This is a genomic window from Roseibium sp. AS2 (assembly GCF_038900065.1).
In the GTDB taxonomy this organism is placed as follows: domain Bacteria; phylum Pseudomonadota; class Alphaproteobacteria; order Rhizobiales; family Stappiaceae; genus Roseibium.
In genome coordinates this window covers 1-23,251 of sequence record NZ_JBBMQN010000015.1, presented here as the reverse complement: position 1 = coordinate 23,251, position 23,251 = coordinate 1, and the positions used below count along the sequence as shown (strand labels likewise).

At 53.3% G+C, this 23,251-nt stretch carries 26 protein-coding genes and 1 pseudogene; 15 read left to right on the top strand and 12 right to left on the bottom strand.

The genetic code is table 11. The annotated features are described in order from the left end of the window. Positions 1 to 44: 44 nt before the first annotated feature. Both WNZ15_RS25990 and WNZ15_RS25985 read right to left on the bottom strand, forming a co-directional pair. Positions 45 to 932 carry a hypothetical protein gene (locus tag WNZ15_RS25990; RefSeq protein WP_342895960.1) on the bottom strand — a complete coding sequence of 296 codons (888 nt, stop codon included), beginning with the start codon at positions 930 to 932 and terminating at the stop codon, positions 45 to 47. 236 nt (positions 933 to 1,168) lie between these two features. Beyond that, a complete protein-coding gene (locus WNZ15_RS25985; protein ID WP_342895959.1) occupies positions 1,169 to 2,050 on the bottom strand; it encodes an SPASM domain-containing protein in 882 nt (293 codons plus the stop codon). A gap of 129 nt (positions 2,051 to 2,179) precedes the next feature. Between WNZ15_RS25985 and WNZ15_RS25980 the strand changes: the two genes are divergently transcribed. Further along, complete coding sequence (locus WNZ15_RS25980; RefSeq protein ID WP_342895968.1) at positions 2,180 to 2,425, top strand: hypothetical protein; 246 nt, start codon at positions 2,180 to 2,182, stop codon at positions 2,423 to 2,425. Further along, entirely contained in the window at positions 2,338 to 3,087 is a 750-nt protein-coding gene (locus WNZ15_RS25975) for a phytanoyl-CoA dioxygenase family protein (protein ID WP_342895958.1), read from the top strand. The genes WNZ15_RS25980 and WNZ15_RS25975 overlap by 88 nt, the downstream gene beginning before the upstream one ends. A 14-nt stretch (positions 3,088 to 3,101) precedes the next feature. Here WNZ15_RS25975 and WNZ15_RS25970 read toward each other — a convergent pair whose 3' ends face one another. Both WNZ15_RS25970 and WNZ15_RS25965 read right to left on the bottom strand, forming a co-directional pair. Beyond that, positions 3,102 to 4,343, bottom strand: a complete 1,242-nt coding sequence (locus tag WNZ15_RS25970) for an FAD-binding oxidoreductase (RefSeq protein ID WP_342895957.1) — start codon at positions 4,341 to 4,343, stop codon at positions 3,102 to 3,104. Continuing rightward, complete coding sequence (locus WNZ15_RS25965; protein ID WP_342895956.1) at positions 4,336 to 5,046, bottom strand: M24 family metallopeptidase; 711 nt, start codon at positions 5,044 to 5,046, stop codon at positions 4,336 to 4,338. Before WNZ15_RS25965 ends, WNZ15_RS25970 begins: the two co-directional genes overlap by 8 nt. Positions 5,047 to 5,063: 17 nt before the next feature. Between WNZ15_RS25965 and WNZ15_RS25960 the strand changes: the two genes are divergently transcribed. Genes WNZ15_RS25960 through WNZ15_RS25945 form a run of 4 tightly spaced genes read left to right on the top strand, consistent with a single transcriptional unit; the run spans position 5,064 to position 9,010 of the window. Then, positions 5,064 to 5,894, top strand: coding sequence for a hypothetical protein (locus WNZ15_RS25960; protein WP_342895955.1), 831 nt, complete (start codon positions 5,064 to 5,066; stop codon positions 5,892 to 5,894). Then, positions 5,876 to 7,135, top strand: a complete 1,260-nt coding sequence (locus WNZ15_RS25955) for an FAD-binding protein (protein ID WP_342895954.1) — start codon at positions 5,876 to 5,878, stop codon at positions 7,133 to 7,135. Before WNZ15_RS25960 ends, WNZ15_RS25955 begins: the two co-directional genes overlap by 19 nt. Beyond that, on the top strand, positions 7,125 to 8,282 hold the full coding sequence (locus WNZ15_RS25950) for a hypothetical protein (RefSeq protein ID WP_342895953.1): 1,158 nt from the start codon (positions 7,125 to 7,127) through the stop codon (positions 8,280 to 8,282). The genes WNZ15_RS25955 and WNZ15_RS25950 overlap by 11 nt, the downstream gene beginning before the upstream one ends. Before the next feature lie 8 nt (positions 8,283 to 8,290). Then, the gene (locus WNZ15_RS25945) at positions 8,291 to 9,010 is read left to right on the top strand and encodes a hypothetical protein (protein WP_342895952.1); all 720 of its coding nucleotides are present in this window, start codon (positions 8,291 to 8,293) and stop codon (positions 9,008 to 9,010) included. Positions 9,011 to 9,314: 304 nt separating this feature from the next. Here the strand turns inward: WNZ15_RS25945 and WNZ15_RS25940 are convergent. Further along, positions 9,315 to 10,760: pseudogene (locus tag WNZ15_RS25940) on the bottom strand (IS1182 family transposase). An 809-nt stretch (positions 10,761 to 11,569) separates the two neighbouring features. Here WNZ15_RS25940 and WNZ15_RS25935 point away from each other — a divergent pair. Together WNZ15_RS25935 and WNZ15_RS25930 are read left to right on the top strand one after the other, a co-directional pair. Continuing rightward, a complete protein-coding gene (locus WNZ15_RS25935; RefSeq protein ID WP_342895951.1) occupies positions 11,570 to 12,004 on the top strand; it encodes a hypothetical protein in 435 nt (144 codons plus the stop codon). Next, a complete protein-coding gene (locus WNZ15_RS25930) occupies positions 12,005 to 12,646 on the top strand; it encodes a TIR domain-containing protein (RefSeq protein ID WP_342895950.1) in 642 nt (213 codons plus the stop codon). A gap of 29 nt (positions 12,647 to 12,675) precedes the next feature. Here the strand turns inward: WNZ15_RS25930 and WNZ15_RS25925 are convergent, their stop codons facing one another. Then, the gene (locus WNZ15_RS25925; protein WP_342895949.1) at positions 12,676 to 13,008 is read right to left on the bottom strand and encodes a hypothetical protein; all 333 of its coding nucleotides are present in this window, start codon (positions 13,006 to 13,008) and stop codon (positions 12,676 to 12,678) included. Between the two features lie 134 nt (positions 13,009 to 13,142). Between WNZ15_RS25925 and WNZ15_RS25920 the strand changes: the two genes are divergently transcribed. From WNZ15_RS25920 to WNZ15_RS25905, 4 genes are all read left to right on the top strand, one after another. Next, the gene (locus WNZ15_RS25920) at positions 13,143 to 13,997 is read left to right on the top strand and encodes a type IV toxin-antitoxin system AbiEi family antitoxin domain-containing protein (RefSeq protein ID WP_342895948.1); all 855 of its coding nucleotides are present in this window, start codon (positions 13,143 to 13,145) and stop codon (positions 13,995 to 13,997) included. After that, positions 13,984 to 14,913 (top strand): nucleotidyl transferase AbiEii/AbiGii toxin family protein, encoded by a 930-nt coding sequence (locus WNZ15_RS25915; RefSeq protein WP_342895947.1) that lies wholly within the window; start codon positions 13,984 to 13,986, stop codon positions 14,911 to 14,913. The genes WNZ15_RS25920 and WNZ15_RS25915 overlap by 14 nt, the downstream gene beginning before the upstream one ends. 177 nt (positions 14,914 to 15,090) lie before the next feature. After that, entirely contained in the window at positions 15,091 to 15,801 is a 711-nt protein-coding gene (locus tag WNZ15_RS25910; protein ID WP_342895946.1) for an antirestriction protein ArdA, read from the top strand. 11 nt (positions 15,802 to 15,812) lie between these two features. After that, a complete protein-coding gene (locus WNZ15_RS25905; protein WP_342895945.1) occupies positions 15,813 to 16,247 on the top strand; it encodes a hypothetical protein in 435 nt (144 codons plus the stop codon). Between the two features lie 171 nt (positions 16,248 to 16,418). On the opposite strand, the gene WNZ15_RS25900 is transcribed toward WNZ15_RS25905, so the two are convergent. Then, complete coding sequence (locus WNZ15_RS25900) at positions 16,419 to 16,676, bottom strand: hypothetical protein (RefSeq protein ID WP_342895944.1); 258 nt, start codon at positions 16,674 to 16,676, stop codon at positions 16,419 to 16,421. 119 nt (positions 16,677 to 16,795) lie between these two features. Between WNZ15_RS25900 and WNZ15_RS25895 the strand changes: the two genes are divergently transcribed. Both WNZ15_RS25895 and WNZ15_RS25890 read left to right on the top strand, forming a co-directional pair. Next, complete coding sequence (locus tag WNZ15_RS25895) at positions 16,796 to 17,701, top strand: hypothetical protein (protein ID WP_342895943.1); 906 nt, start codon at positions 16,796 to 16,798, stop codon at positions 17,699 to 17,701. A gap of 1,151 nt (positions 17,702 to 18,852) precedes the next feature. Next, complete coding sequence (locus WNZ15_RS25890; RefSeq protein WP_342895942.1) at positions 18,853 to 19,068, top strand: hypothetical protein; 216 nt, start codon at positions 18,853 to 18,855, stop codon at positions 19,066 to 19,068. 58 nt (positions 19,069 to 19,126) lie between these two features. Here WNZ15_RS25890 and WNZ15_RS25885 read toward each other — a convergent pair whose 3' ends face one another. Together WNZ15_RS25885 and WNZ15_RS25880 are read right to left on the bottom strand one after the other, a co-directional pair. Next, a complete protein-coding gene (locus tag WNZ15_RS25885; protein WP_342895941.1) occupies positions 19,127 to 19,297 on the bottom strand; it encodes a hypothetical protein in 171 nt (56 codons plus the stop codon). Next, positions 19,294 to 19,896 (bottom strand): recombinase family protein, encoded by a 603-nt coding sequence (locus tag WNZ15_RS25880; protein WP_342895940.1) that lies wholly within the window; start codon positions 19,894 to 19,896, stop codon positions 19,294 to 19,296. Before WNZ15_RS25880 ends, WNZ15_RS25885 begins: the two co-directional genes overlap by 4 nt. 161 nt (positions 19,897 to 20,057) lie before the next feature. Between WNZ15_RS25880 and WNZ15_RS25875 the strand changes: the two genes are divergently transcribed. Further along, on the top strand, positions 20,058 to 20,405 hold the full coding sequence (locus tag WNZ15_RS25875; protein ID WP_342895939.1) for a hypothetical protein: 348 nt from the start codon (positions 20,058 to 20,060) through the stop codon (positions 20,403 to 20,405). Here WNZ15_RS25875 and WNZ15_RS25870 read toward each other — a convergent pair. The 3 genes from WNZ15_RS25870 to WNZ15_RS25860 all read right to left on the bottom strand — a co-directional run bounded on the left by WNZ15_RS25870 (position 20,402) and on the right by WNZ15_RS25860 (position 22,988). Beyond that, positions 20,402 to 21,184, bottom strand: a complete 783-nt coding sequence (locus WNZ15_RS25870; RefSeq protein WP_342895938.1) for a hypothetical protein — start codon at positions 21,182 to 21,184, stop codon at positions 20,402 to 20,404. The two genes, WNZ15_RS25875 and WNZ15_RS25870, sit on opposite strands and share 4 nt — an antisense overlap. Before the next feature lie 101 nt (positions 21,185 to 21,285). After that, the gene (locus tag WNZ15_RS25865; RefSeq protein WP_342895937.1) at positions 21,286 to 22,614 is read right to left on the bottom strand and encodes a relaxase; all 1,329 of its coding nucleotides are present in this window, start codon (positions 22,612 to 22,614) and stop codon (positions 21,286 to 21,288) included. Continuing rightward, the gene (locus WNZ15_RS25860) at positions 22,611 to 22,988 is read right to left on the bottom strand and encodes a hypothetical protein (protein WP_342895936.1); all 378 of its coding nucleotides are present in this window, start codon (positions 22,986 to 22,988) and stop codon (positions 22,611 to 22,613) included. The genes WNZ15_RS25865 and WNZ15_RS25860 overlap by 4 nt, the downstream gene beginning before the upstream one ends. Positions 22,989 to 23,251: the final 263 nt, after the last annotated feature.

Genomic DNA, 23,251 nt, shown 5'->3' with positions numbered 1-23,251 from the left:
GGCGCTGAAAGAGCTCAGTCTGCAAATGATGCTGACACAGAGCCCTAGTTCTTACGGCTGCTTTCAATTCCACCTGTGCCATTTGGCACATTGTGTGTGGAATAACCGCTCCACCTGATCGACCTTTTGGGCCTGCCCAGCATACCGCATGTCACAAGGTAGATGCCAATCAGGCAGTAAAAGAGGTAATGAGCACTTCCCAAAACCCGTGCGAGCAAGGGCGCGCGTGGGTCGTAAAGCCCATGGAAGATTGCCAATCTTGCAAACATCAGGCTCTTAGCCTCTGGAAAGTCAGCCAGCAGGACAGAGTTCTCAAAGAGTGTTCGGATCACACGCGCAGGGATTTCTATCCCGGGGCCGCCGACAACATGCTCGCACATGGTGCCGTCGAGCACCTTCACCGCCTGATCTTCTGCCGCTTTCGTCTCCGCGAAGGCAGATAATACAATAAATCCGTCTTCGCCGCGGTAACGCAGAGGTATGCCTTCGGCGATCAAGCTATACCGCACGAGCATCGCGCATCCGTGGGGCCAGACAAGCGTGCCCTCAGGGCGCGCAAGTCTTTTGAACTGCAAGAATGCACGAGCGATACATCCTTCATAGGCGACTGGTACTTTCTTGGCACCAACGACCTGCAAGGCGTTGTTCCCCGATGTGGCAGCAATCATAGCAGCGAGCGTCCCGTCACCCAAGACGACATCGTCATCGACCCAACCGACAATCTCGGGCGGACGGACCTCGTCGAACAGCGAGAAGACGGCGTTTAGTGCTGCGGTCTTTCCGTATCCGATGATCGGGCACATCAAAACTCGACGGCTCTCATCGCCCAGTGTGCCCGCCACCTCGTCTAGATGGGAATATAGGCGATTTGTGTCTTCGCCTTGAAGCGCGAAAACCAATCCTGCCTCTGGATTGTCTTTGAGCTGGAACAACAGGTTTCTAAGGACTTTCGAGTGGGTTTGGGGGTCGCAGCGCAGACAGGTTGAGGGGAGCACGATCACAGATTTGCGCTCACCAATCTTCCATCGGCACGCATCTGGACCGCGCGCGAATGCATCGGCCAGCACACTTGGTTTTGGGGATGTGTAGGAATACCCCGTTTTCACGCCATACCGGAGTAGTTTCAATAAGAGTCGCAAGGAACGGGGGAACGCAGGGGTGTGCATCATCACACTCCGGGGAAATCACAAGCCGCGCATAGGTTGCGCCGACGCCTATCGAGCAGTTCTGCGCGCTTTAACCGGTAGTCCTCAACCTTCCAGATATCCGCCAAGGTCATGTAGTTGGCATTACCCATTTCCTCTTCGAGCTTCCAGTCCTGACAGCAAAGAACGACGCGACCGTCAAAGGCGACGTAAAGTTGTTCAAACGGACGGACGCAGAATGTGCTCAGCGGTTGTGTCAATGTGCCAGCCCCCGGAAGGTTGCCCGCCCGGTTGGACAGACCGCGCGGATTTGAGCGACCGATACCAATGATGCCATAGCGTTTCATCACCGGGGCAAGGCGGCGAAGCTCTTTCCCGCCCGAATAATCATTGACCTGAATGTGCGCCACTTCTGACAAGTCACCGGCCAGTTCTTCGGTCAAGAGCACGCCGTTAGTCTGAATCACTATACGCGCGCGCGTCTCAGATCGCGCCTTGCGGGCAAAGCGCACCATGCGTTTGTCCAGAAGGGGTTCATTTCGAAGATATAGACCAATCGTTCCGTCGAATTCGCTGAGTTGTCCGATCAGGCGGTCGAACAGCGCATCCGTCATGCGCCCCTTGGGCATCTTGATCTGGTTGGTTGGGCAAAAGCTGCAGCTGAGATTGCAATATCCCAACGTCTCGATTTGGATTACACGGAAGGGGGCGACTTGGCCGGCGCGGGCGTGCCGGTGGCGGGCGATTTCGGTCAGAAAACGAGATACCGTGGGCAGATTGAACCGACGCGCGACGGAGCTGGCGGAATCCAACATACCTTTGCGGCGCACCCGTTCGCGCAGATATGACAACACCGAAAGGGTCGACGCCTGGCTCGCCCTGATCAGGGAATGCGCTTTCTTCATTGGCTGCGGGTCCACTGACTTTCAGACGTGCCTGCGATTATGGAAGGAGCACTAGCATGCTGGTTGATTATTTTAGGTTTCCTGTGCACAATCAACCCAAATAATCAAACCATATAGGAGATTTTTACTATGCATCCCGCGCACTCCACTGAAGATCTGCTAAAACGTTATCCTGACCTTCCGAAAGAACACGCTGTGTTCATGGTTGGACTTTATAACGATATCCAGGCAAGGATCTCTGAGTTCCGCGTGTCACAGATGGATAAGGTTACAACAGACGGAGAAGCGTGGCGTGCGGACATTGCCTTGGCGCATGCGGCCTCTGGACTTCAGGAGTACATCGGAGAAATCATGGACCGGAGATACAAACCCTGATCGGATCTGACACATCGGAGGTGTCTCAAGAGCTGCTTGAAACGGACGGTTTTGTCATTCTTAGAAATGTTGTTAAGCGAGACGCTTTACGGTGTCTCGGTCATAAGATATTGCGATACTTCGACCGATATGAAGACCTCCCGGATTTTTTCAGGAAGGAACTGAGCCCGACCGCAGGTGGCGCAGTTGAGCTTAATCGGATCGACAAGCTTGTACCTGGTTTTTACGACGAAGTGCTCTTGCAAATGATTGAGGAGCGTTGCGCCGCCGTGCTGAGACAGGATGTCTCGTTCACCTTTGCCAATGCCATTTTGAAACCCAAGCAGCACGGTGCGCCGATCCGCCCTCATCAGGATGCTGCATATGATGGTCAGGAGGCGGCAGAACAGGGATATACAGTTTGGCTGCCTTTTACTGACGCGCATATCGAAACTGGAACGCTGTTTTACATGCCTGGCAGCCATAAACGAGGGCCGAAGACTCATGAAACGTCAGCCGGTGTTCGGCATGTCACCCTTCCGGATGATGCTGAACTCGCGCCAGCGGAAATTCCGCTTGGAGGAATTTCGTTGCATTCGGCACTCACCATTCATGGCAGTTTTCCCAATCTCTCGGATGAGCCCCGCTTGGCCCTGAGCCTGCGTTTGCAGCCGCGCACATAGACTATAGTTCGCTGTCAGAATGCCGGTCTCATTCCGGGATTGAACAGGTCATCCGGATCGTTGCGGCGTTTTAGTTCGCGGCTTTTTGAAATGGCATTGGGATAGAAGCGCTGCATTTCAGCCTCTTCCATTTCGTGCCATCCGGGGAGGTATGGGCGTCCGTTGAGATCTCCACACAAAGCCAAGGATCGCGCCAGAACACGCCGCGCTGCGGCAATCTCTTCGACCCCGGTGCGCGGTAGCACAAAGTAAACGCCCACGCCCGCCAAAAGGGAGTACGCGCCCTTATGTGGGGCAAAAGAGGCAGTCGCTGGAGGCGCTCGACAAGGATCGACAAACAAAATTCGAAACCTTGGAAAGGCACCCTGCTGCATCTTTTCCTCCGCCAAATCTGAGAACAGGCGGGACAGGAAATGCCCGAGGTAGGAGGCAGGCAGCACATAATCGGCCCACGGGTTCACGACCTCCTGCTCAAACTGCCGCTGCAGTAAGCCCTCCCGCCAAGACTCGTGGTCAAGCTCCCACTGGCAAGGGGGAATACCCTGCAAGGCGAGGTCGTGCCCTTCGCCCGTAGCCATGGTAATCTCAAAACCCTCCCAACGACCCTGCGCAACGAGGTGTGTTGTATCTGAGGGTTTCTGAGAAATTACCTCTGTGATCGCGTCGCACCAGCACTCTAAGCTGTCAAATCCGTAGCGCGACCAGTGCCATGAGGTGGGGCAGGCACGGGTCGCAATCTCGGCTTCCGCAACAAATCCATGAATGCCCTGAGCGCTGAGCATGAGGGGAAAGCGCGCGTCGTCCTTGCCGATCCAGACTGCCGAGCCATTAGGCAAAACAACGTGTATTCGTTCGACCCAATCGACTTGCGATCCGAAGTTCAAACTGGCGCTGCCGAATCCGCCGGCGGCAAGAGTGCCGCCGATCGTGACATCCGGCCAATTGGTCAAAACCGGCGCGGCACGCCCATCGTTGTTCAGCGCCCGCTCTAACTCTATCCACCGCATGCTGGACGAAACGCAATAGCAGCTGTCATCCAAACGGGTCATGCGCGAGGGAAGCGAGTTAAGCATAAGATGGCCTGAGCCAATGTTGCGATCTCCGCTGCCATGTCCGGCACCGCGCAGGTTGACGCTTTCTTTGGCCGCGCGGCACGTTCCAATGATGTTCGAGGCCTGTGAAATGCTTCTCAAGCGCGTTACTTTTCGTGGCGATTTTCTCTCTAGCCCGCAGAAATTGGTGGTCAGATCATCCATGGCGCGGGCCAAGGGTTGAAATCTGGGCGCCTTCTTCGATCACCACCACCGTGTGTTCGACAAAGGCTGTATCTGCGCCGTTGGCGGCGGAAACCTCCCACCCCGTGACATCCCACGTCAGCCGTCCGGGCCGCGCCAAGAGCACAGGCTCGATCGCCAAGACATCACCCACGAGAAAACGCGCGTCGCCCGGTTCCTCCGTACCCGCACAGGGATCGACGTGTAAGGACGCACCGATGCCATGCAGGAAGGGCATCGGGGCAAGCACGGCGTCCTTCCCTTCCAGGAAAGCGCTGATCGCGTCCAAGACATCTCGGGGGCCGCGCCCGGGCTGGACCGCCGCAACGCCTGCGAGAGTAGCCTCCTCTGCCAAAGTGCCAAGATCCCCCGAGCGTTGAGACCCAGCGCGACAGGTGACAGACGCATCAACAATGTATCCAGACGCGTCGCGCGCCGCCACATCGATGGTGAGCAAATCCTCGTCGGCGATCTGGACCTCGAGATTCTGAATACCACCAATGATTGCATTCAACCCAAAAGATGCCGCATGGCGAAATCCCAAAACCTGAGGGTTCTCAGGCACCAGGTCTGCGTCTGCAAGCCACGTGCGAACAGCGTTCTCGATCGCCTGCAACGTGGTGCCGGGCCGCGCCATTTCACGCGCCGCTTGTAAAACTTGCGCAAGTTTTGAGCCTGTGTTCATAATATTTCGAGATTGAAATGAGTGCATTGAATTGGGCTCGTCTAAACAATGGTGTTGATATGCTTGCAGCTGTATCGGAGGCTCGATTTTCAGAAGAGTGGACACGTAGTCAAGATGTAATTCAATCGGAAACGCGGCAGATCCTAAGAGATCATGGCGCGTCGGAAAATCTTTTGAACTACGTGCTGGAGATGAAGGGCTATCCGCGGGTGCCTTATTTCTCGTCAGCTTGGATCGGCAATGAAAAGGAGCGGGCGCATCATGGGATCTGCTATTGCTTACATGCGGTTGGCGTGAAGCTGTTGGATGATGTGATCGATGAGGATCAGGATGTGCCAAATGCTGATTTGGCCTTAGGACATGTGTTGATACAGCACGCCTTGGCTCGCCTTCCGATGGATGATGGCGCGGGGCAGTTTGCGTTGCAGGCTTGGCAGAAGATCTGGTCTTACGTCGTGCAAGAACCCCGTATCACGATTGATGGGACGGAGGATTGGTTTCGAGGTGCGGAAACCAAAGCGGGTGGCATGATGGAATTTTATGCCCGTCTCGGCGCGCGCACGGCGCGGTCGCTCCAAGCACCCGAAGAGCAAGCGGCGCGCGCGATGAATTTGGTGGGGGTCATTTACATGGTCGGCGACGACATCCGCGATTGGCATGCGCTTGGTGAACGCGACAGCAATCTTTTTGCGATGATTGAGGACGATCAGGCCGAACGCAAAGCGGTGCGTGAACGGCTCGGTCGCATTCGTGAAGAACTACAGCAGATCCTGATACATTACCCACCTGCGTTTGATATTTCACCGGAAGTGAATCGTATCGCACGCAAGTGGCAAGATGTGCTTTGAGCTTAACCACCGAGGCCCTGAATAGCGAGCCATCCCGCTCCGATCACGCGCTGGTACCTACGGCCGAGAAACTACAATGCTATGTGCCGTCGAACCCTTCGGCCCTCGTCGATCTCATGCGTCACCTTGTGGAAGGAAGGACACGGGCGTGTTTACGTGGTGGGGGGTGTTCAACCCATGGGCGCAGCATAGCGGAACCGGTGCAAATTCAGTTGACAGATTTTAACGAGCTGCGTGTCGAGGCAGGGTATCTGATCGCCGGCGGCGGCACGCGCCTCAAGGATGTTGCCGCGTGCTTGCGACAGGCTAAAGCATGGCTGCCGGTCTTGCCCAGCAGCCCCAAGGCGACACTGGGAGGCGCTCTGGCTGCGGGTGGATTTGGACCTGCCTCTCTTCGCCGCGGAGGGCTGTTTGCGGCGTTGGAGGAAGTGGCAATTGCCACGCCAACCAAAGGTGTCCTGCGCGCGGCTCGCGATGACGACCCTCACGGCGTGTTTGCGATGATGCCCGGAAGCTTAGGCGCATTGGGACCCATCATCGAAGCGAAATTTCTACTAGATCCGACAGTGCCGGAATTTGTCAAGTTAGAGGACCAAGACACCCGCCCGCTTCAGCAAATTGCGCAGGATTTAATAGACGGGCCATCGGGCGCAGTGCTTCTGGTCAGCACCGACCTTAAGAAATGGCGTGTTCAAAGCTTCCAGGCCAAGGTAGAGAGATCGGACTTACCGATTGATCTGCACTCAGAGATGCACGCGAGGGAAACGGCCTATCAGGACACTGAGGCGCGTTGGCTGATGTCTAAGGGCCTGCGCCTCGAAGATGTAACGCGCCTCTGGGTTGATTTCATGGTCCCACTCGAGCGCTTAGATGAATTGCAGGCAGAGTTTTCCGACCGAGCGCATGTTGCGGGTGCGTTTCAAGTCTTCAACGCGATGGTGTTTGACGCAGAAGCGACAGCTAGTGCTTCGCAGTTTCCGCTTCTGCCACTTGCAGGGGAATGGACCTCGGCATCGCTCGGCACCTACATCACGCTGGAACGGTCCCAATCTGAACAAGTGTCGTCTTCCCTTGATGCCTTGCGGGCCAAGGCACTAGAAGTTGGTGGCAGGCAATATCTTCACGGCCCGCATCCGACCTGCCCGACTTTCTTTGAAAAGCAGTTTGGGCGTAGCGCACTGACCAAGCTCGACAAATTGCGACGTACACTCGGGGTGGATATGATTCTGGATGGGTTCTGATATGAATTCCCTGTTGATCTTGTACGCCGAAAGCTGGGGCCTTCTGGGCAACGCAAACGCCGCCCTTGGTCTGGCGAGACGTCTGCGAGAAGCCTGGCCAGAGATCGAGATCGATCTGTGCTCGGGAGAGGAGGTCTGGCCGGAATTTGCTGATTGGGGCCGCCGCATTTCTGAACTGAGTGCATCGCTCGATGCCGCGAGTGTCGCCCGCGATTACCATTCCCTCACGCGGGACATCACAGCAAGGGTGGGCTTATGGCCCGACCAACAGGCTTTGCACGAACCCGCAAAGCGTTTGACCGACAGACTGGCCAACGCTGACAGCAAGGTCATCGCTACCAAAGGGCTCCTTGCGCGGCTGGCCATGGCCACAGGGCGTGCTCAAGTGACTAACTGGATCACCAATCCCGGGCTTTTGGGTCTTCCATTCCACCGCTGCCTCGATGCTCATGCCACCTGCGTCCCGCTGGAGGGAACTGCCGAGCGCTTGACGCAGCTGGGCGTGGCACCTGAGACGATTTCAGTGACTGGGCCCAGCATTGAAATGCCGTTCAACCGTGCTCAGATGATCGTCACGCAATCTGGTGCGTCTGCTGATACCCCGATCCTTTTGATCTATTCGCCGTCGGCCGTGCCGGATTCTGTTTCGACCCTTATCCAGAGCCTGCCCACTGAGCGCGCGATTGAGATCGTTCTCATCACCCATGCGGGCGACAAGAGGGATTGGAATGCTGCGCTGCCCGAGGCGCGTTTCCCGCCGATGCATGTGACGGTCTATCCGGGCCTGTCGCATCACGCGTTTTTGGCGCTCTTGGATCGGATGCGCGCAGCCAAAGACCGGGTTCTAGTCACGAAGAGCGGACCAAACACCGTCTTTGAAGTCATCGAACTAGGCATCCCTTTGGTCGTTTACCGCTCTGGCTTGCCGATGGAAGAATGGATTCCGAGTTTCGTGATTCGGGAAGGCATTGGCGCTGTTGCGGGAGACTGGAATCACCTTGGTCTAAGGATTTCCGAGGTTCTAGGAAAGCCTCAGGCGCAAAGCGACATGGTCGCTGCCCAAGCCAGACTGCGGTCGCGCGTTTTTGGTGACCGTTCCGCCATCATACGTGGGTTGCAAAAAGCGGTCGCCGCGGGGTCGGTCTAGTGCGTCACTTGAACTATCATCACCCGCTGCGAGCAGCAACGTGGACGCCCTTGATCCCGGTTTTGGATCCCTTTCGACTGCAGAGGACGCAAATCCTGATCCGGGCAAAATTCTTACGCGGTTTGGGCTTCGAGCAGATCGTATTAGCGAGCACGGATGATGAACGCTATAACCGTGTCATGCCAGCCCTTGTCACAGCGCTCAAGCAGCAAACGGGCCTGCGGATCGTTGAGCATTTTCGCCCCACTCGCCGAACGGGTTTCCGGGCCCAGCAGGAAACCTCGTGGGTTATCATGAGCCGCGTCATTTCCTCCAAAGATCCGCATTTTCGCACATGTCGCCGGATCAACAGAGAACCAGCAGATCGCGTGGGACGCGGAATATCTTCTGTCGCCCTACCAGTGGGAATAGATTTGACATCAATGCTTTATGTCGCCGCGAAAGAGACTGCAGAAGACGAGATTTCCAGCGTTCTCCATGACCCTTGGACGATCCAATTCACAGATGTTTTTTATCTGTTCTGCCGTGAATCGCGGCTGAAGGTAGAAACGGTCAGTAGCGTGCGTGCTTTGATTGGAGATCGTCCCTTTCTTGTAGCAAGCGGGAATGTCCGCTCGGGTCTTGATGTGAAAAACCTGATGTACGCCGGTGCCAGTGGCGTCGCCGTTGGATCTGTTTTTGAGGCCACCGATTGGCGAAAAAGGATAGCGGAAATCATGCAGCGATGAAGAAATCTTCGGTTGCGGATACTTTACGTCGCAGGTTTGCAGCGAATGGTTTGCAAGTTCGCTGAATAGTAAAAATTCACGACTGGTCAGGAACTTCAAAGCGGACCTTGACCCAAGGTCCGCTTCGTCCGGAGGCTGTGTGAAAACACTGGTTCTGAGCAGATGATTTAAATTTCCGGATGGATTTGGGGGTTTTGCCCCCGGGGTTGGCAAAAACCGGATCTGAGGCGGTTTACGGCTTGAGGGAATGATTTTGGAGTTTTTGGCCCGATCTTCTGTCGAATGAGTGCACGACTGGGAGGCACTACGCCGCGATGGCCCTGATCATCGCTGGAATGCCGATGATATTGATGACCCGCTTGAAGTTATACGCTAGTACATGCAGTGCCGTCTCGGTGGCGACGTGTTTGAGCGTCTTCATTTTGTAGTGGGTTGCGCCCATCCATGATTTGATGGACCCGAAGGGGTGCTCCACGGTCATGGAGCGGATCGCCAGCCGATCCGGGCTATCATCGATGCGCTTCTGCATGCGCTCCAGAACGGCCTCATGTTCCCAACGGCGAATGCGACGCTCCTTTGATGGCGTGCATCTGTCTTTGATGACACAATCGCAACAGAAGCTGGACCAGTATGAGTGGAGGGTTTTGCCCGTTTCCTGGTTGGTAAAGCGGTAGGTCAGGTCCTGGCCAGCAGGGCAGACGTAGACGTTCCTTTCGCCATCATAGACAAAGTCGGCCCGATCGAACCGACCCTTGGCGGTCGCGCCGGAGGTCATGGGTTTGGCGACTGTGGCGGTGATCCCTTCGGCTTCGCAGGCGACGATCTCCTCGCCCTTGTAGTAGCCCTTATCGGCAATGACTTCGATCTAATCGACCGCCATTGCATCACGCGCTGACACGGCCATCATCGACAGGGCGTCACGGTCATAGCCGTGATTGGTGACTTCGTGAGCGACGATGATGTGGTGCTTGGCTTCAACGGCGCTCTGCACATTGTAGCCCACGACTCGCGGCATGCGGGCGGTGGTTGCCATGGCTCTGGCATCCGGGTCGCTGAGCGAGACCTGCGTATCGCCGGTCGCATCCATGTGCTGCTCCACGGCCCTCAAACGGTCGGCTTCTTTTTTCAGATGGGCCAGCTTGCGAACGGTACGGGTCAGGCGTGACGTGGGAACGGTCCAGCCAGTCTTGTCCAGCGCCTCACTGGCCCGCTCAACCTCGGCCAGGTACCGCTCGATGGCCGCATCGATCTCGCCCAGCTTGCGTCGCAGCTTCTCGCGCGTGAAGCTCTTCGCCTTGGCGTTCACCGCCTTGAACCGGCTGCCGCCAATCGCCACCAGAGGACTGTCCAGTAGATCAAGGCCACGGCACAGAGCGACAAACTGCTGGCAGACCTTGCGGATTGCCGAGCCGTTATCTTTCCTGAAGTCGGCAATCGTCTTGAAGTCCGGCTTTAATCGACCCGTCAGCCAGATCAGTTCAAGATTGCGACCGCATTCACGCTCCAACCGCCGTGATGACTGGATCTGGTTCACATAGCCGTAGATGTAAATGCGCAGCATCACGTCCGGATGGTAACCGGGGCGACCCGTCACTTCAGGAACGGTATCGAACCCGAGCGCTGCCAAATCCAACATCTCGACGAAGGCATCAATGGCCCGCGCCGGATTATCCCCATCGACGTAATCGTCCAGACATTCAGGCAACAACGTCACCTGCGATCGATCCGCACCTTCGATAAACCGCGTCATCCAAAATCCCCGATTCAATCTCAGGGAATTATACCACCAACAGCTAAATCATGGGGTTTTCACACAGCCTCTCCGCATTGCAGCCGTTGCCACCTTCGAAATGACGCAAGATCGACGAATGGCTGGTCTAGGGAAGCTGCATGCAGCATTCGACGAGGTGACGGAGGTCCGCAATGGGCCGAAAGCCACATTGAGCTTGGTCTAGATGAATTTCCGCTTCGATGAAATAGCATTCAGAAGCCGTCAGTCCCCTCCCGGCCCCATTCCAGTCATTTGGATTCACTGCTAATAACGAAGGCAAGATGTGGTTTGTAGTACAAACCAATCTTGGCAAAGGGGGCGCGGCGCCCCCCCGTTTGCATTCCCCCAGCCATTGGCTCTTTCTGGGCATTGAACCCATTTCAGAGCCAGCAGAACGTATCGCCGTTCCATCACTCGCAGCCTTTTGGCCGCTGCACCACCACTTGGGAAGTAGCCTCCAAGCTCCCCCAAGACCCCCATGGCAATTTCATTGAGACCAACCCTGCGCGGATTGAATGCCGCCACCGACTTGCCGGTGGATCACGCGCAGGAGATGTCGCTCTCCCTGCACCCATCGATCAGGAGGCTATCGTGCCGCCCTGAACCCACTCGCAGGACTTGGAGACAATGCCTCTCCACCCGCACCGAACCATGCACAATCGCCTGGCCGATTGATCCCCAATAGGGTTTCTACCATCGAGACAATGAATCGTCCGACCTCTACTTGGCGACCGCCATCTACAATCTGCGATAGAATCAATTATAGTAGGCATATCGAGAGGTAAGAGATGACGGGTACGCAAGATCAAGGCGAAAGCATTCGCATCGCGCATCTCACCATGTTGCAGGGAGTGATTTCGCGCATGGGGGCAAATTCTTTTTCGCTCAAAGCCTTATCAGCAACATTTGGCAGTGCCGCCGTTGCGGTTACGGCAAGCAGTGCAAATCCATCAGTTTATTATGCGATTGCGGCGATAGTCCCTATCCTTATTTTCTGGCTGATGGATGCGCAATATCTCAGATATGAGCGAGCCTATCGCAATCTTTATGACCATGTGCGAAAGGGCGAAAAAATCGATGCCTACAGCTTGAACGCCGCTCCATTCATGAAGGATATAGGGCCAGTTTTTTATATCGCTCTTTCTTGGTCGGTTAGCCTCTTTTATGTGGCAATTCTGGTTTCATTCGGCCTTGTCGTTTATCTGATTTTAAAGGGCGCATAGATGCAATTGGCCTCGTCGCTTCTTGGATTGCAGCCGCAAAAACGGCGCGTGTTTTTCTCTTTCCATTATCAAAACGACATATGGCCCGTAAATCAGGTGAGGAATTCCTGGCGCCGCCAACATGAAAACCAGCGTGAAGCAGAGGGGTTCTTTGACGGGAGTATCTGGGAAAGTTCAAAGCGCACGAGCGACGATTCATTAAAGAATTTGATCCGCGAGGGCATCAAGAACACGTCCGTTACCTGCATCCTTGCTGGAACCCAAACTTTTGCCCGGCGCTGGGTTCGCTATGAAATCGCCCGTAGTATTATTAAAGGAAATGGCCTTCTCGTTGTCCGGATAAATGCAATGAAAAACCAACAAGGTTATGTTTCTGCTGCCGGACCCAATCCTTTGGCATTTATGGGAACGTATAAATTGGCTGACGGACGGGTCCTTCTCGCCGAAAAGAACAATGGGAAATGGGTGCGCTACATGGACTATACGCAAGCCGTAACGCTTCCAAACTATTGGGTGCCTCCGACGTCGCTCTCAGTTGTACCGCTCAGCGACTATGCTAGCGATTATTGTTACGTCGCAAATAATGGCGGTGCTAACTTTTCATCCTGGGTTCGGCAGGCTGCCGAGAATGCGGGAAAATGACCATGCACTGCCTTCAAGACGGAAAATTCCTATTGGCTTCTTAGTTTTTGCGGGATTGGAATATATCGGGTTTTTGCGCTTCCTATTCCACGCTTGCGAGCCCCGAATCTTGCCGGATGTTCCCGCCGGAACTCGAACAAAAACGGCGCGCCGGAGCGAAAATCATTAGACCATCCCGTGAGTTTCACCAGATTTTCCGGATGCAGAAATGCTTTTGCTTCTGCAATGGTTTCCCATAATTTGTCGGCTTCATCGACGGCGGCCCGTGCCAGTTTATCCGCTTGGAAGAGATGATCGTCGTTAGATAGCGTGTCACAGATAAAAGTGAGCGCCTCATCTTCATTGAGCGCGCGCACCAGCATAAGCGCTTGCGCGGTGTGAGGCCCATAGGCGTGGAAGGGTAGTTTGTGTTTCTTCCAATTTACTCAGGCATGTTGAGCTTTTTCATAGATTTTCAAACTTGAATATGGTTTGAAAATATTGTATTATACTCAGTATGGCTGAGCATAGTTCCTCATTACTAAACCGACTTGAAAAAGACCTGCCTGAAGGGTTGGTCGTTGATGCCGCTTGGCTGGAAGAGCGCGGCATAGCCAGCAATCTGCGCGCTTACTACGTCAAAAGCGGATGGCTGGAACAACCCGTTCGCAGCGTCTATAGGCGACCACGCGGTAGTCTAAGTTGGCAACAAGTCGTTATATCTCTCCAGACCTTGCTACTGAGAACGCCGCTCATCGTGGGTGGGCGCACAGCGCTGGAACTACAGGGATTTGCACACTACCTCTCGCACGAGACTAAGACTGTTCATCTCTACGGGCCGAAGAAGCCACCCGCCTGGCTAAAAAAGCTGAACCTTCCCCAGCGCTTTGTCTATCACAACAGCACAACGCTATTCCGGAATGATCCCATCACATTCGGGCTGGGAAGTCTTGCCTGGAATATAGCGGATGGAAACGGACGTGATCAGAGCCGCTTTCAGGGCGGTAGTCTGTCCATGATCACGTGGGGACAGTGGGATTGGCCCCTGACGCTCTCACAGCCAGAGCGCGCCTATCTGGAAATGCTCGATGAATTGCCGAAGCATGAGAGTTTCCATCAAGCCGATATGATAATGCAGAGCGCAGTAAATTTCAGCCCAAGACGATTGCAAAAGCTGCTTGTCGATTGCGATAGCGTGAAGGTGAAGCGCTTGTTCTTTTTCTTTGCGGATCGCCATCGTCATGCGTGGCTCAAGCGACTGGACAAAGACACAATCGATCTCGGGAAGGGCAAACGCATGCTTGTTCCCGGAGGGAAGCTTGACCCGGTCTACTTGATAACTGTTCCGGAGGACCTCGATGCCGTTTCATAATCAATACCAAAGTCAGGTTCGGCTCCTCATGCGTCTTCTGCCCATCGTGGCAAAAGAAAGCTGCTTCGCGCTCAAAGGCGGCACAGCCATCAATCTCTTCGTTCGGAACCTGCCACGTCTTTCGGTGGATATAGACCTCATGTATCTGCCAATGCATGACAGACCAAAAGCCCTGGCTGAAATTGACGCAGCCATGAAACGGATCAAAGCGGCAGCGTTAGAGGAATTGCCCGGCGCACGGGTTACAGAGAATGTCAGCGAGCGAACAATCCTGCGCCTTCTAGTCATTGCAGATGGGACACAGGTGAAAATTGAAGTCTCGCCGGTACTGCGCGGCGTCGTCCATGAGCCATCCACGATCGCGGTCACCGAAGCAGTAGAGGAAGCATTTGGTTACGCGGAAACAAACGTTGTGTCTTTCGCAGACCTTTATGCCGGCAAGCTGGTTGCAGCATTAGATCGTCAGCATCCGCGCGATCTTTTTGACGTTCGAGACCTCCTTGCCAATGAGGGACTGACCGACGAGCTACGCGAAGCCTTCCTTGTCTATCTGCTCAGCCACAACCGCCCCATGGGCGAGGTGCTTTCCGGTCGCGTTAAAGACCTGGCCAACGAATACCGCAATGGCTTCGAAGGGATGACGGAAGAGGATGTGCCAATCGAAGAGCTGATCGAAACCCAAAATGAAATGATTGAGAAGTTGATCGGCGAAATGCCGGATCGCCACCGTGAATTTTTAATCGGCTTTGAGCGCGGCGAACCGAATTGGGAACTATTGAAGATCGCACACGTATCTGATCTTCCAGCAGTACGTTGGCGGCAACGCAATCTCGATAAGCTGAGCCCGGATCAACGCTCCGCGTTGGTCGATCTGCTGATAGCCTCACTCCAAGGTCATACACACACAAATGCATAAGAGCATGACCGTTAATTGGCCGGTCGTACGTTCAATTATTCTGCAATAAAAACAGTCTCCTAATCTCAATTTTTAGGAAGTTTTGGCCGCTTTGATGGCCGGTTCTTTCTTGCCGTCCGAGCGGGCTGTCGTGAACCGAGCCTGTCGTCTCGGCCCTTTGGCTTCCATCCCTGACGCATGAGTTTTGAGCTGCCTAGCAGCACTTCCCTTTATCGGGAAAGCCAAGAGGCTTTGCCTCTTTCTCCCCGCAAGGAAAATAGACACTGGCCGTGGCTCGGCTTTGCCTGCGCCCGCACCACCCAGCATCGATTTTCCTTGTCCCCTCCCATCTCCATCCTCGACCGGAAGCAGGGTTGCATGAACAACCCACTTTTGATTTGGATGATTTATCTCTTTGCTCAGCCTTACGATATCTCGGCACAAGGCTTCTATTTTTCTGATTTTGAAGACTATCAAACCAAGGCAGCCAAGGCCGTTAACAGCTACAGGCACCCCGTCGAAGAATTCGAGATTCAATTCATCGATGGCGATGACATCGATTGCGAACTCGCCAAGGCCTACGGGATCAATCAAGCCAATCTGGAAAGCTATTTCAGTGCTGTTGATGAACTGGACGAAGACGAAAAGAAAACGGTGATTTTGGCCGTTGGTGAATGCGGCTACGACATCGAAAGCGTTCTTGGTGATATCGGCGGCGTGGATATGGACATCTACTATGTGTCCAGCATGCGCGAATTGGCCGAGCAGTTTGTCGAAGAAGGTCTGTTCGGTGAGACCCCCGAGCGCCTGCAATACTATCTTGATTTTGATGCCATCGCCCGTGACCTGTCGGTGGATTACACCGAGACGGTGATCGCTGGTGAAACCCTCATCTATCGCTGCGCGTAGGGGAGGGGATCATGATACAGACAGAAACCTTGGAAGCAGAATTGAAATGCCGCGGATATTCCGCCGGACATCCTTGGTATTATTTGCTCGGCGGCAAGCGCCCGACCTTGAAGCAAATCAACGCCTATGCAGAGCGTTTTGAGCGGCGTGGTTACAGGGTGGAAGAAATCGATGCTGCGCACAGATTGCCCGAGCCCAAACGCACGGCAGCGCTTTCGAAAGTCCGCAGCGATATCATGGAAGATCTGGGCAGGGACATGAGCGGTTATCGCGAAGCCGTAAGGAACCTGTCGGCGTACAGGGAAAACCACCAACCCGAAGCCAGCCCACGAAGCTGCGATGATGTGCACGTCGCCATAAGCCTGAAATTCTCCCATCTGCTGAATGACTTCATCCATCTGCAGAAGCTAGATTCAATGCCCGCGCAGCTTGATCTGTTTCAATAAATTAGGCCCGGCAATTTTTCGCCGGGCCTAATTGCGTTGACTTCCTTCTATATCGTCATCGCTGCTGTCGTTGTCAGGTATGGTACCGCTTTCATTCCGCTCATTGTGAAATACAGAATTGAAATTACAGTTTCTCGAACGAAGTGTTTCCAATTTTGATGTCCGTAAGCTTCAATTGCAGCATCCATGTATGCGAGTGCGACTGCGCCAGTCAAAATGGCTAGCTCCATAATGGGCCTCCATGTGGATGGGAATGCATGTTTTCGAAAGGATTGGGATATGAGCCTTAGAGGCGTCTCCAATGCCGTTTTCTATCGAGTAATCCGCTTGGTCACTCATGGCGGTGATTCCTTCTGCGTAGTTGATGACTAATCGTCCAAAGGCTTCCGAAAAATCAGAAGCGGTTCCAATCAGATTGCGTGTACTCATGATTTTCTCCATTTTTCCGAGGGTGCTGGTGTTGGCGTCATTGCGTATACCAGTGTATACACGGTCTCATAACCTTACGTGAACGTAAATGGCCAAGATGTGAGAAAAGGAGAAGAATTGTGAACACTGATCAGTTGATTCCGACAGGCTTGTATTCACCGCTGTCTGGAGCAAACAAGCAACATGTTAAATTAATTTCCGAAAAAATAAATAACTTCAAAAAGCTAAGTAACTTAAGTTGGCCCAAGATATTGGATGAACTTGAGCAGTTTCGAGATAATCAGACGCCGCAACGGCCTGATGATTCTGTGATGAATTACGATTATTTTAGGAGGTTTGTTTCCAAACCAAATTCAGTTGCTCCGAATGATGAACAACTCAACCTAATTTATAACTACCTTGATTCTCACAACGCATGGAACGAGCGAACAGCCAACCGAGCATTCGTCTCGGGCATTGAAGACCCAATTTTTTTCTCGATGCTTGAATTCCTAGACGTACCGGAATTGACAACAGCAAATCTTCTAAATGACCTGCCTGGAATTTTTCGTGTTTACCGACCGACGCTGACGCATCCAGGAAAATACATTTGCGGAGCGATACGGATTTGGGGCGATCATAAAACAGGAAAAATCATCTATGAGGAAGTGAACGCCATCAAAAAGCAGGAAGGAAGAGAAGCAAAATCCATCAGATTTCAAGGGTTCGCTTTTCGAAAAAAGGAATTCATTTTCCTCTTGAGTGCGGAAAGCTCTAAATCAGCTATTCATCTCACGATGCTAAGCGACAATGAACGGCAAGGCGATCAATATCACGCAATGTCAGGCGGCTTTATCGATACGATGGGAAAACAGATTTATACCGGCAAAATCTTCATTGAACGGGTACCTGAATTGGATAACACCCATGAGGTTTTGGAAAGCGTGCTTGCTGATCTGGATTGTTTCGATAAATCTCGGCTACCCAAATCCATTCAAATGTTTTTTGAAGATGACAAGCTAGTCGGCGGCGTTCGTATATACTGAAAAACGCTGAATGAATTGAATCGCTTTCTTCGTTTCATCCGGTTCAGTTTTCTTGCGCGTTTCTGCAGATCGTCGAACTTCACACCATAGAAATTATCAACATTACCCGCGCGGTCGATGATGAAGCCGTCAGAGTGCACAATACTAAAAATCGCCTGAACTATTGATTTAGTGGCGTCAAATCAAACATGATTACTTTCTTTGTCGAAAACTTATTTCATATGTTATGTATTATATAAATAAACTATCTTCATTTAATAAGTAAATATTCCTACATTATTTAGACTTTTATATTTTCCCATTCAATCTGCCTTAGTATTCGAAGGGCAAGTTTATTGCCCTTCTGCCCCATGGCGAATGTGGGGGCGCGGGAAAGCGAATGAGCGCAGGGGGATGGTGCGGGCGCAAGGCTCCGCCTGAGCCTCGGATCCCCTTGTCCCGTAGCGGGGGCAAAGACCCTTGGAATTTTGAGCCGATTTTGTCCGTTTGATCGGCCAAAATCGGCTCACCCTTCCCCGCTAAGGCGCAGGAGACGGGGCATGGCAGCGCCACCCCAACTCGGCCTCAATTGCGGCCAGCGTCGCGCGAATTGCTGGCAAGTCTACAGCCTCAGTATTGGGGTAGGTTAGTGCCCGATAAAGCAGCTTTTGCAATCCAAATAACTCATGATCCCGTAGCCTCTTCAGTTCATCTCTTCCAATCCATCCGTTCATAACAACCTCCGTTTTGCTTCTGACCCGAACCATCCGGGTCGTCTTGGCTTGGAAGTGCGCATGTGCTGAACGGAGAGACACCCATTTGGGGCGCAACAATCTTCGTGGAGCAGGAAGGCTTTGCCTTTCCTTGTCATCAAGCCGGGCAGTCCATGCCAGATCTCAGCAAGCCTTAGACCCGATTGGACAGGTGCAGAGAAACGGAACGGTGTTTGGATGGATTGGTTTTCGAGTGAATTAAGAGGCCAGAGATCTTCTGTTGGATCGGTGGAGCTCGTCTTTAACGCTGTCTTCCTGACCGAACGTGGACTGCCGTCAAGTGCCTGCCCGCGCCGGTTCGCCCAAAAACTCACCCGTGTTGGACATGACCGCAGCCCTTCTCCGCCCGGTCTTTAGGGAAGGCGTAGACAAGCCAAACCGAACCAAAAGGAGAAAATCATGGCACACACAAACGAAAACCAACCCACTCACGCAACCAACGCACCAGACTATCTCGCCTGGCACGTGATCGACAAAGGCGAAAAGTCATACTGGAACAAGGTGGGAGCTGCCTGGAAGCACAAGGATGATAAAGGCTTCACCATCCAGCTCGAAGTCGTCCCCATCAATGGCCGCATCGTCATGCGCCAGCCGATGGACGACATGAAAGCCTAAAGAAAAATGGGAGCGTCGGGGCGCTCCCATTCAATCTCTGGACACTGCCTATACCCAGCTAATCAATGTTGTTCTGAACACCTGGCAGATGCTGATGCTGGAATAGCGCATCAGTCGTTTGCTCAAGGTGCACTCTGGAGCGCCGTATAGTGCGCTCCAGTTCTATCAAACGGGTCAAAGCGTCGATAAAATGATCAAGTTCTTCATCGGTTACGATGGTCTTGTTCATTTGGCCAACTCCATTCGTTTGAACGCGCGGTCGAGCGTTACAGGATTGACCCCATATTGCGCAGCAATCTTCTCACGTGCTTCGCCCTGCTGATGGATTGCCACATGGGCCGTCGCGATTTGTTGCGGAAGAAGGCTATAGGGACGCCCAATATGTTTGCCTCGTCTTCTCGCCGCCTCCATTCCTGCCAAGGTGTTCTCAATGATGATATCCCGCTGGAATTCTGCGAACGCGGAAAACAGATGATAGACCAGCTTACCGCCTGGAGTGCTGGTATTGATTGCCTCAGCAATAGAGCAGAAGTGAATTCCGTTTCGTTGAAAGCGGACCAAAAGGTCCGACAGGTGCAACACAGACCTCCCCAAGCGATCAAGCTTCAACACAACAACCGTGTCGCCAGCTTTAAGTATCTTCAGCATGTCGTTCAGGCCGGGGCGCGCGGACTTGGCACCTGACACGCCATGGTCTGTGTAAATCTTGTCGCAGGGGAGTGAGGTTAGGGCGTCCAGCTGTATCCGGAGTTTCTGATCAAACGTGGAAACGCGGGCATAACCGATCTTGCGACCGGTGCATTCTAAGTGTGGCCAATTGGTGTTCATATCGGCCTCCTGTCATGGACAAAAGGGAACCCTTTTGTGTGGTTGGCAGGAAGGGGTGTTTTGGGTGGTGGGTGAAAATCAAAACCGCATATCTGCGGTCTTTCTTGCTGCATTAATTCCATAATTCTAATTCAATATAAGTATAACAAAATCCTTCCCTTATGTTTGCTGTAAATCGCGCATTTCTTGCAAGCTTTATCGTAGTTTTCTGCGCATTCTGCATGCCCGGGTATGCAGAAGAGCGATTTACGTCAAAGGACTTTCTGGAATGGAAAGAAGAAGAACGATCTTCCTACATTCAGATATCCCTCATCACAGCAAACACGATTGCCAGCCGGAATGACCCAACCCAGTCAACCTGCATTGGCGACTGGTATGATCGTAACAAAGATGGCGCCAATGACTACATCTATGACGTCATGAAAAAGAATACCGACCATCACCCGGTCGCCATCATTCTGGCTATTGCGGAAAAGGAATGCGGATCGTTCCAGTATGGGCAAAACTAGAAGGTCAGATCGGTGGGATTTGCGGCGGGCGCGACTGATGAGCCAGTCTCTGACCGAGGGCCCGATGGTTGACTATCGAAGCTGCGATCTATGGCCGAAACCTCACTATCAAGCGCATCAATGGCTTCAGAGATCTTGTCTTGTTCGTCGTTTAACGACTGCAATTCACTTGCCGTCGGCGGGCTATCCTCGTCCTCGAGAGCATCCATAATCTCCCCAAGGCGAAAACTGTGTTTGTCGCCTTCTGTCTTGAGCTCCTCGAGCCTTGTGCGCCCTTCGGCCAGTTCAAGATATGTCTCGTAGGTCGGACGACCGTCCCAATTGAAGCCTTGCACAATTGCCCGGTCGACCAACTTGCCGTCAGTTGTAAGAACTGCGCCGTCGTCACGCATAAATGCCTTGCGGCCATCGGGCAGCGTTACCGCCTGATCGAGCGTTGCTTCGATCTGGCTTCCCAATTTGGCAGCGGCGCGCTCAATGCGATCCTGCAAGTCTGTCAATCGCGCTTGAGCCACGCGGTTGTTCTCAGCCACTTGCTGGTGAAGCTGGGCATAGGCCAGATCGTTGAGAAGCAGGAATTCCAGCGTTGAGAGCTTGCCATTTGTGTTCTTCTTGCCTGTTCTGGCAGAATGAATCTCGTCGAAGGCCTCAGCGCTTAGGAAACGATGTTGACGTCCAACTTCATTACCCTGAAGCTCGTTGTTGTAGTCTTCAAGATCCTGGGTCTTGGTCCTCTCTCTTTGCGCCTGCGCGATATGATTGAATTCCTTCGTATGCATGCCTTATTCTGAAATCTCAATAAAATATAATTACCTAGTCAATGCTTCCATTCTACCATATTGGCAGGAACGATTGCAAAAAGAGAGCATTGAGCCGAGAGTCATGGCTCAAGTTCCAGGTCATCGTCACCTCGGTAGAGCCCCCGAGCGCGCCGCAGTTTCTGCGGGGTGGATTGGCTCGGCGTATTGAAATCCTTACTCAGGCTCTGCTGCCGTTTTTGGCTAGGGTCCATTCTCGCAGCAATCTCGCGCTGAAGTTCAGCGCGTTCCAACTGATGGTGCTGCTTTAGTTTGCGGGCCGACCTTTGTAACCCCTGTCGTTCTTCAAGGTGTTTGGTGATCTGACCGTTTCTTTCTGCTTCATCCCGTTTGTGCGCTTCCCAGGCCTCATATTCGTTCTGTCGCCGGATCTTGCCGTATTTGCCAGTTAGGCGGCTCCAGACACCGCCAAGGCCATTTGGTAATCGTTCAACCCGCCGCTCATTCTCCTCATCCCAGCGGATTTGCTGCGCTTCCTGCAGGTCCTGTCGTTCTTTCTGTTGGCGCTTTTTGACTTGGTGGAGCTTGTCTTTGATCGGCTTACTTTGCCGATCTTGTTTAGCCTCCAGAACCTCGGACAGGTTTTGCAGTTTTTCTGTCCAACGGGCATTCACCAGTGCCTTGGACTCATCGACGCTTGGCAGTGTCGAGGGATTGCCTAACTTGCCAGTGAGTTCCTTGGTTTTTGCGCCCGTATATCTGGAGAGGGAAAAGACTTCGCCTTGGATGTCGACGGCGACAAAGCCCCGCCGGTCTCCTTTGGCCAGATGGTAACCGTAGCTCTGCAATGCACCTTCGAAGGCTTCCTTAGAGTCAGATCCCTGCCAGCATTCCCGCAGAACGGCCTTGATCAACCTGGGGTCTTGTTTGGTCCGTTGGGCCTGTTGCCATTCAGCCAAGTTGAAGTTCAACGGGTTCTTTGCAGATCGGTCGAGGATGCCAGATGGAATATCCCAGTCATGCTCCAGATAAAGGTCTCTGGAGATGTCCATCAGCCGGTTCTTGAAAAACGGCATGGGGACGGCCTTCATCTCCTGGCTATCAATCCGGCTCCAGACCGCATGACAATGCCGCCTTCCGTCCTTCTCATGAAACACAATTGCTCTTGGACAATCCTTGAGTGCGAGTTCAGCTTCTATGCGTTCAACCGCATCTTCGAATTCTTGGATGGAAACGGACACATCGGACGGTGGGTTCAGGCTGAGCGAGAACAGGTGCTTTGAGCAGCGCGTACCCTTGGCTACACATTCAGCCTCGATGAGTGCATCGGTCAGATCATCACTTGAGAAACCGCGCAGATCGTAAACTTCAGCGTGCTCGTTGTCGCTGACGTTCAGAAGGTGGGATGCGAGTTCCCGGGCGCTTCCTCTAACCGAGCCCTTGAGGATCATTCAGCACCTCCTGGACGCACACCAAGGGCCTTCAACAGTTCTTCGCGGATTTCTTCGACGGCCTCGCAGGCTTCCAAAAGTGATTGTTCAGTGTCTGGCGTAACGGGCAGGGAGCCGGTGTTCACGGCCCGTGCAAGCTGATTGAGATTGCTGGACAGTCGGGACTGCCCCAACGCACCCAGTACTCGGCCAAGGGCAACATGGTCTTTGACGGGATGTTTGCCGCGCGTTTTACGAGGCGTCGCATTCTCGCCGAAGACCTGTTTGCGGATATACGCCCCGAGCGGCATTCCGGCGGCCTCATGTTCGAGTTTGGCTCTCTCTTCAAATGTTAGACGTAGTGAAAATGGTACATTGATCAGCGTTTTTGCCATAGCGGGTCCTTTCCGGACCCGGTCTGGCGGCGAAAACAACTCTCCCAACACATTCAATGCGCTAAGAGACGTAACGCCATCCCGAGATATCTGTTGCTAGTAGGAGTAAGCTAAGAGGGTTGCGTGCCCCCGCAACCAACTTATCCTGCCGATTATTTTGACCACGTAGGTCAAGATGGTTGCGCACTCCCGCAACCAGATAAAACAGCCGCCCGCAAAGGGCGGCTTTTTTTTTGGGTAACGGATACAGATTTTAACCTGGC

Bases quoted from the DNA above. Each gene is read 5' to 3' on its own strand.
- WNZ15_RS25960 (WP_342895955.1), top strand. From the start codon at position 5,064: ATGAGTGCATTGAATTGGGCTCGTCTAAACAATGGTGTTGATATGCTT.
- WNZ15_RS25890 (WP_342895942.1), top strand. From the start codon at position 18,853: ATGGCACACACAAACGAAAACCAACCCACTCACGCAACCAACGCACCA.
- WNZ15_RS25970 (WP_342895957.1), bottom strand. From the start codon at position 4,343: ATGGATGATCTGACCACCAATTTCTGCGGGCTAGAGAGAAAATCGCCA.
- WNZ15_RS25880 (WP_342895940.1), bottom strand. From the start codon at position 19,896: ATGAACACCAATTGGCCACACTTAGAATGCACCGGTCGCAAGATCGGT.
- WNZ15_RS25875 (WP_342895939.1), top strand. From the start codon at position 20,058: ATGTTTGCTGTAAATCGCGCATTTCTTGCAAGCTTTATCGTAGTTTTC.
- WNZ15_RS25930 (WP_342895950.1), top strand. From the start codon at position 12,005: ATGCAATTGGCCTCGTCGCTTCTTGGATTGCAGCCGCAAAAACGGCGC.
- WNZ15_RS25905 (WP_342895945.1), top strand. From the start codon at position 15,813: ATGATACAGACAGAAACCTTGGAAGCAGAATTGAAATGCCGCGGATAT.
- WNZ15_RS25860 (WP_342895936.1), bottom strand. From the start codon at position 22,988: ATGGCAAAAACGCTGATCAATGTACCATTTTCACTACGTCTAACATTT.
- WNZ15_RS25965 (WP_342895956.1), bottom strand. From the start codon at position 5,046: ATGAACACAGGCTCAAAACTTGCGCAAGTTTTACAAGCGGCGCGTGAA.
- WNZ15_RS25900 (WP_342895944.1), bottom strand. From the start codon at position 16,676: ATGAGTACACGCAATCTGATTGGAACCGCTTCTGATTTTTCGGAAGCC.
- WNZ15_RS25865 (WP_342895937.1), bottom strand. From the start codon at position 22,614: ATGATCCTCAAGGGCTCGGTTAGAGGAAGCGCCCGGGAACTCGCATCC.
- WNZ15_RS25950 (WP_342895953.1), top strand. From the start codon at position 7,125: ATGGGTTCTGATATGAATTCCCTGTTGATCTTGTACGCCGAAAGCTGG.
- WNZ15_RS25885 (WP_342895941.1), bottom strand. From the start codon at position 19,297: ATGAACAAGACCATCGTAACCGATGAAGAACTTGATCATTTTATCGAC.
- WNZ15_RS25935 (WP_342895951.1), top strand. From the start codon at position 11,570: ATGACGGGTACGCAAGATCAAGGCGAAAGCATTCGCATCGCGCATCTC.
- WNZ15_RS25870 (WP_342895938.1), bottom strand. From the start codon at position 21,184: ATGCATACGAAGGAATTCAATCATATCGCGCAGGCGCAAAGAGAGAGG.
- WNZ15_RS25920 (WP_342895948.1), top strand. From the start codon at position 13,143: ATGGCTGAGCATAGTTCCTCATTACTAAACCGACTTGAAAAAGACCTG.
- WNZ15_RS25980 (WP_342895968.1), top strand. From the start codon at position 2,180: ATGCATCCCGCGCACTCCACTGAAGATCTGCTAAAACGTTATCCTGAC.
- WNZ15_RS25915 (WP_342895947.1), top strand. From the start codon at position 13,984: ATGCCGTTTCATAATCAATACCAAAGTCAGGTTCGGCTCCTCATGCGT.
- WNZ15_RS25925 (WP_342895949.1), bottom strand. From the start codon at position 13,008: ATGCTGGTGCGCGCGCTCAATGAAGATGAGGCGCTCACTTTTATCTGT.
- WNZ15_RS25910 (WP_342895946.1), top strand. From the start codon at position 15,091: ATGAGTTTTGAGCTGCCTAGCAGCACTTCCCTTTATCGGGAAAGCCAA.
- WNZ15_RS25985 (WP_342895959.1), bottom strand. From the start codon at position 2,050: ATGAAGAAAGCGCATTCCCTGATCAGGGCGAGCCAGGCGTCGACCCTT.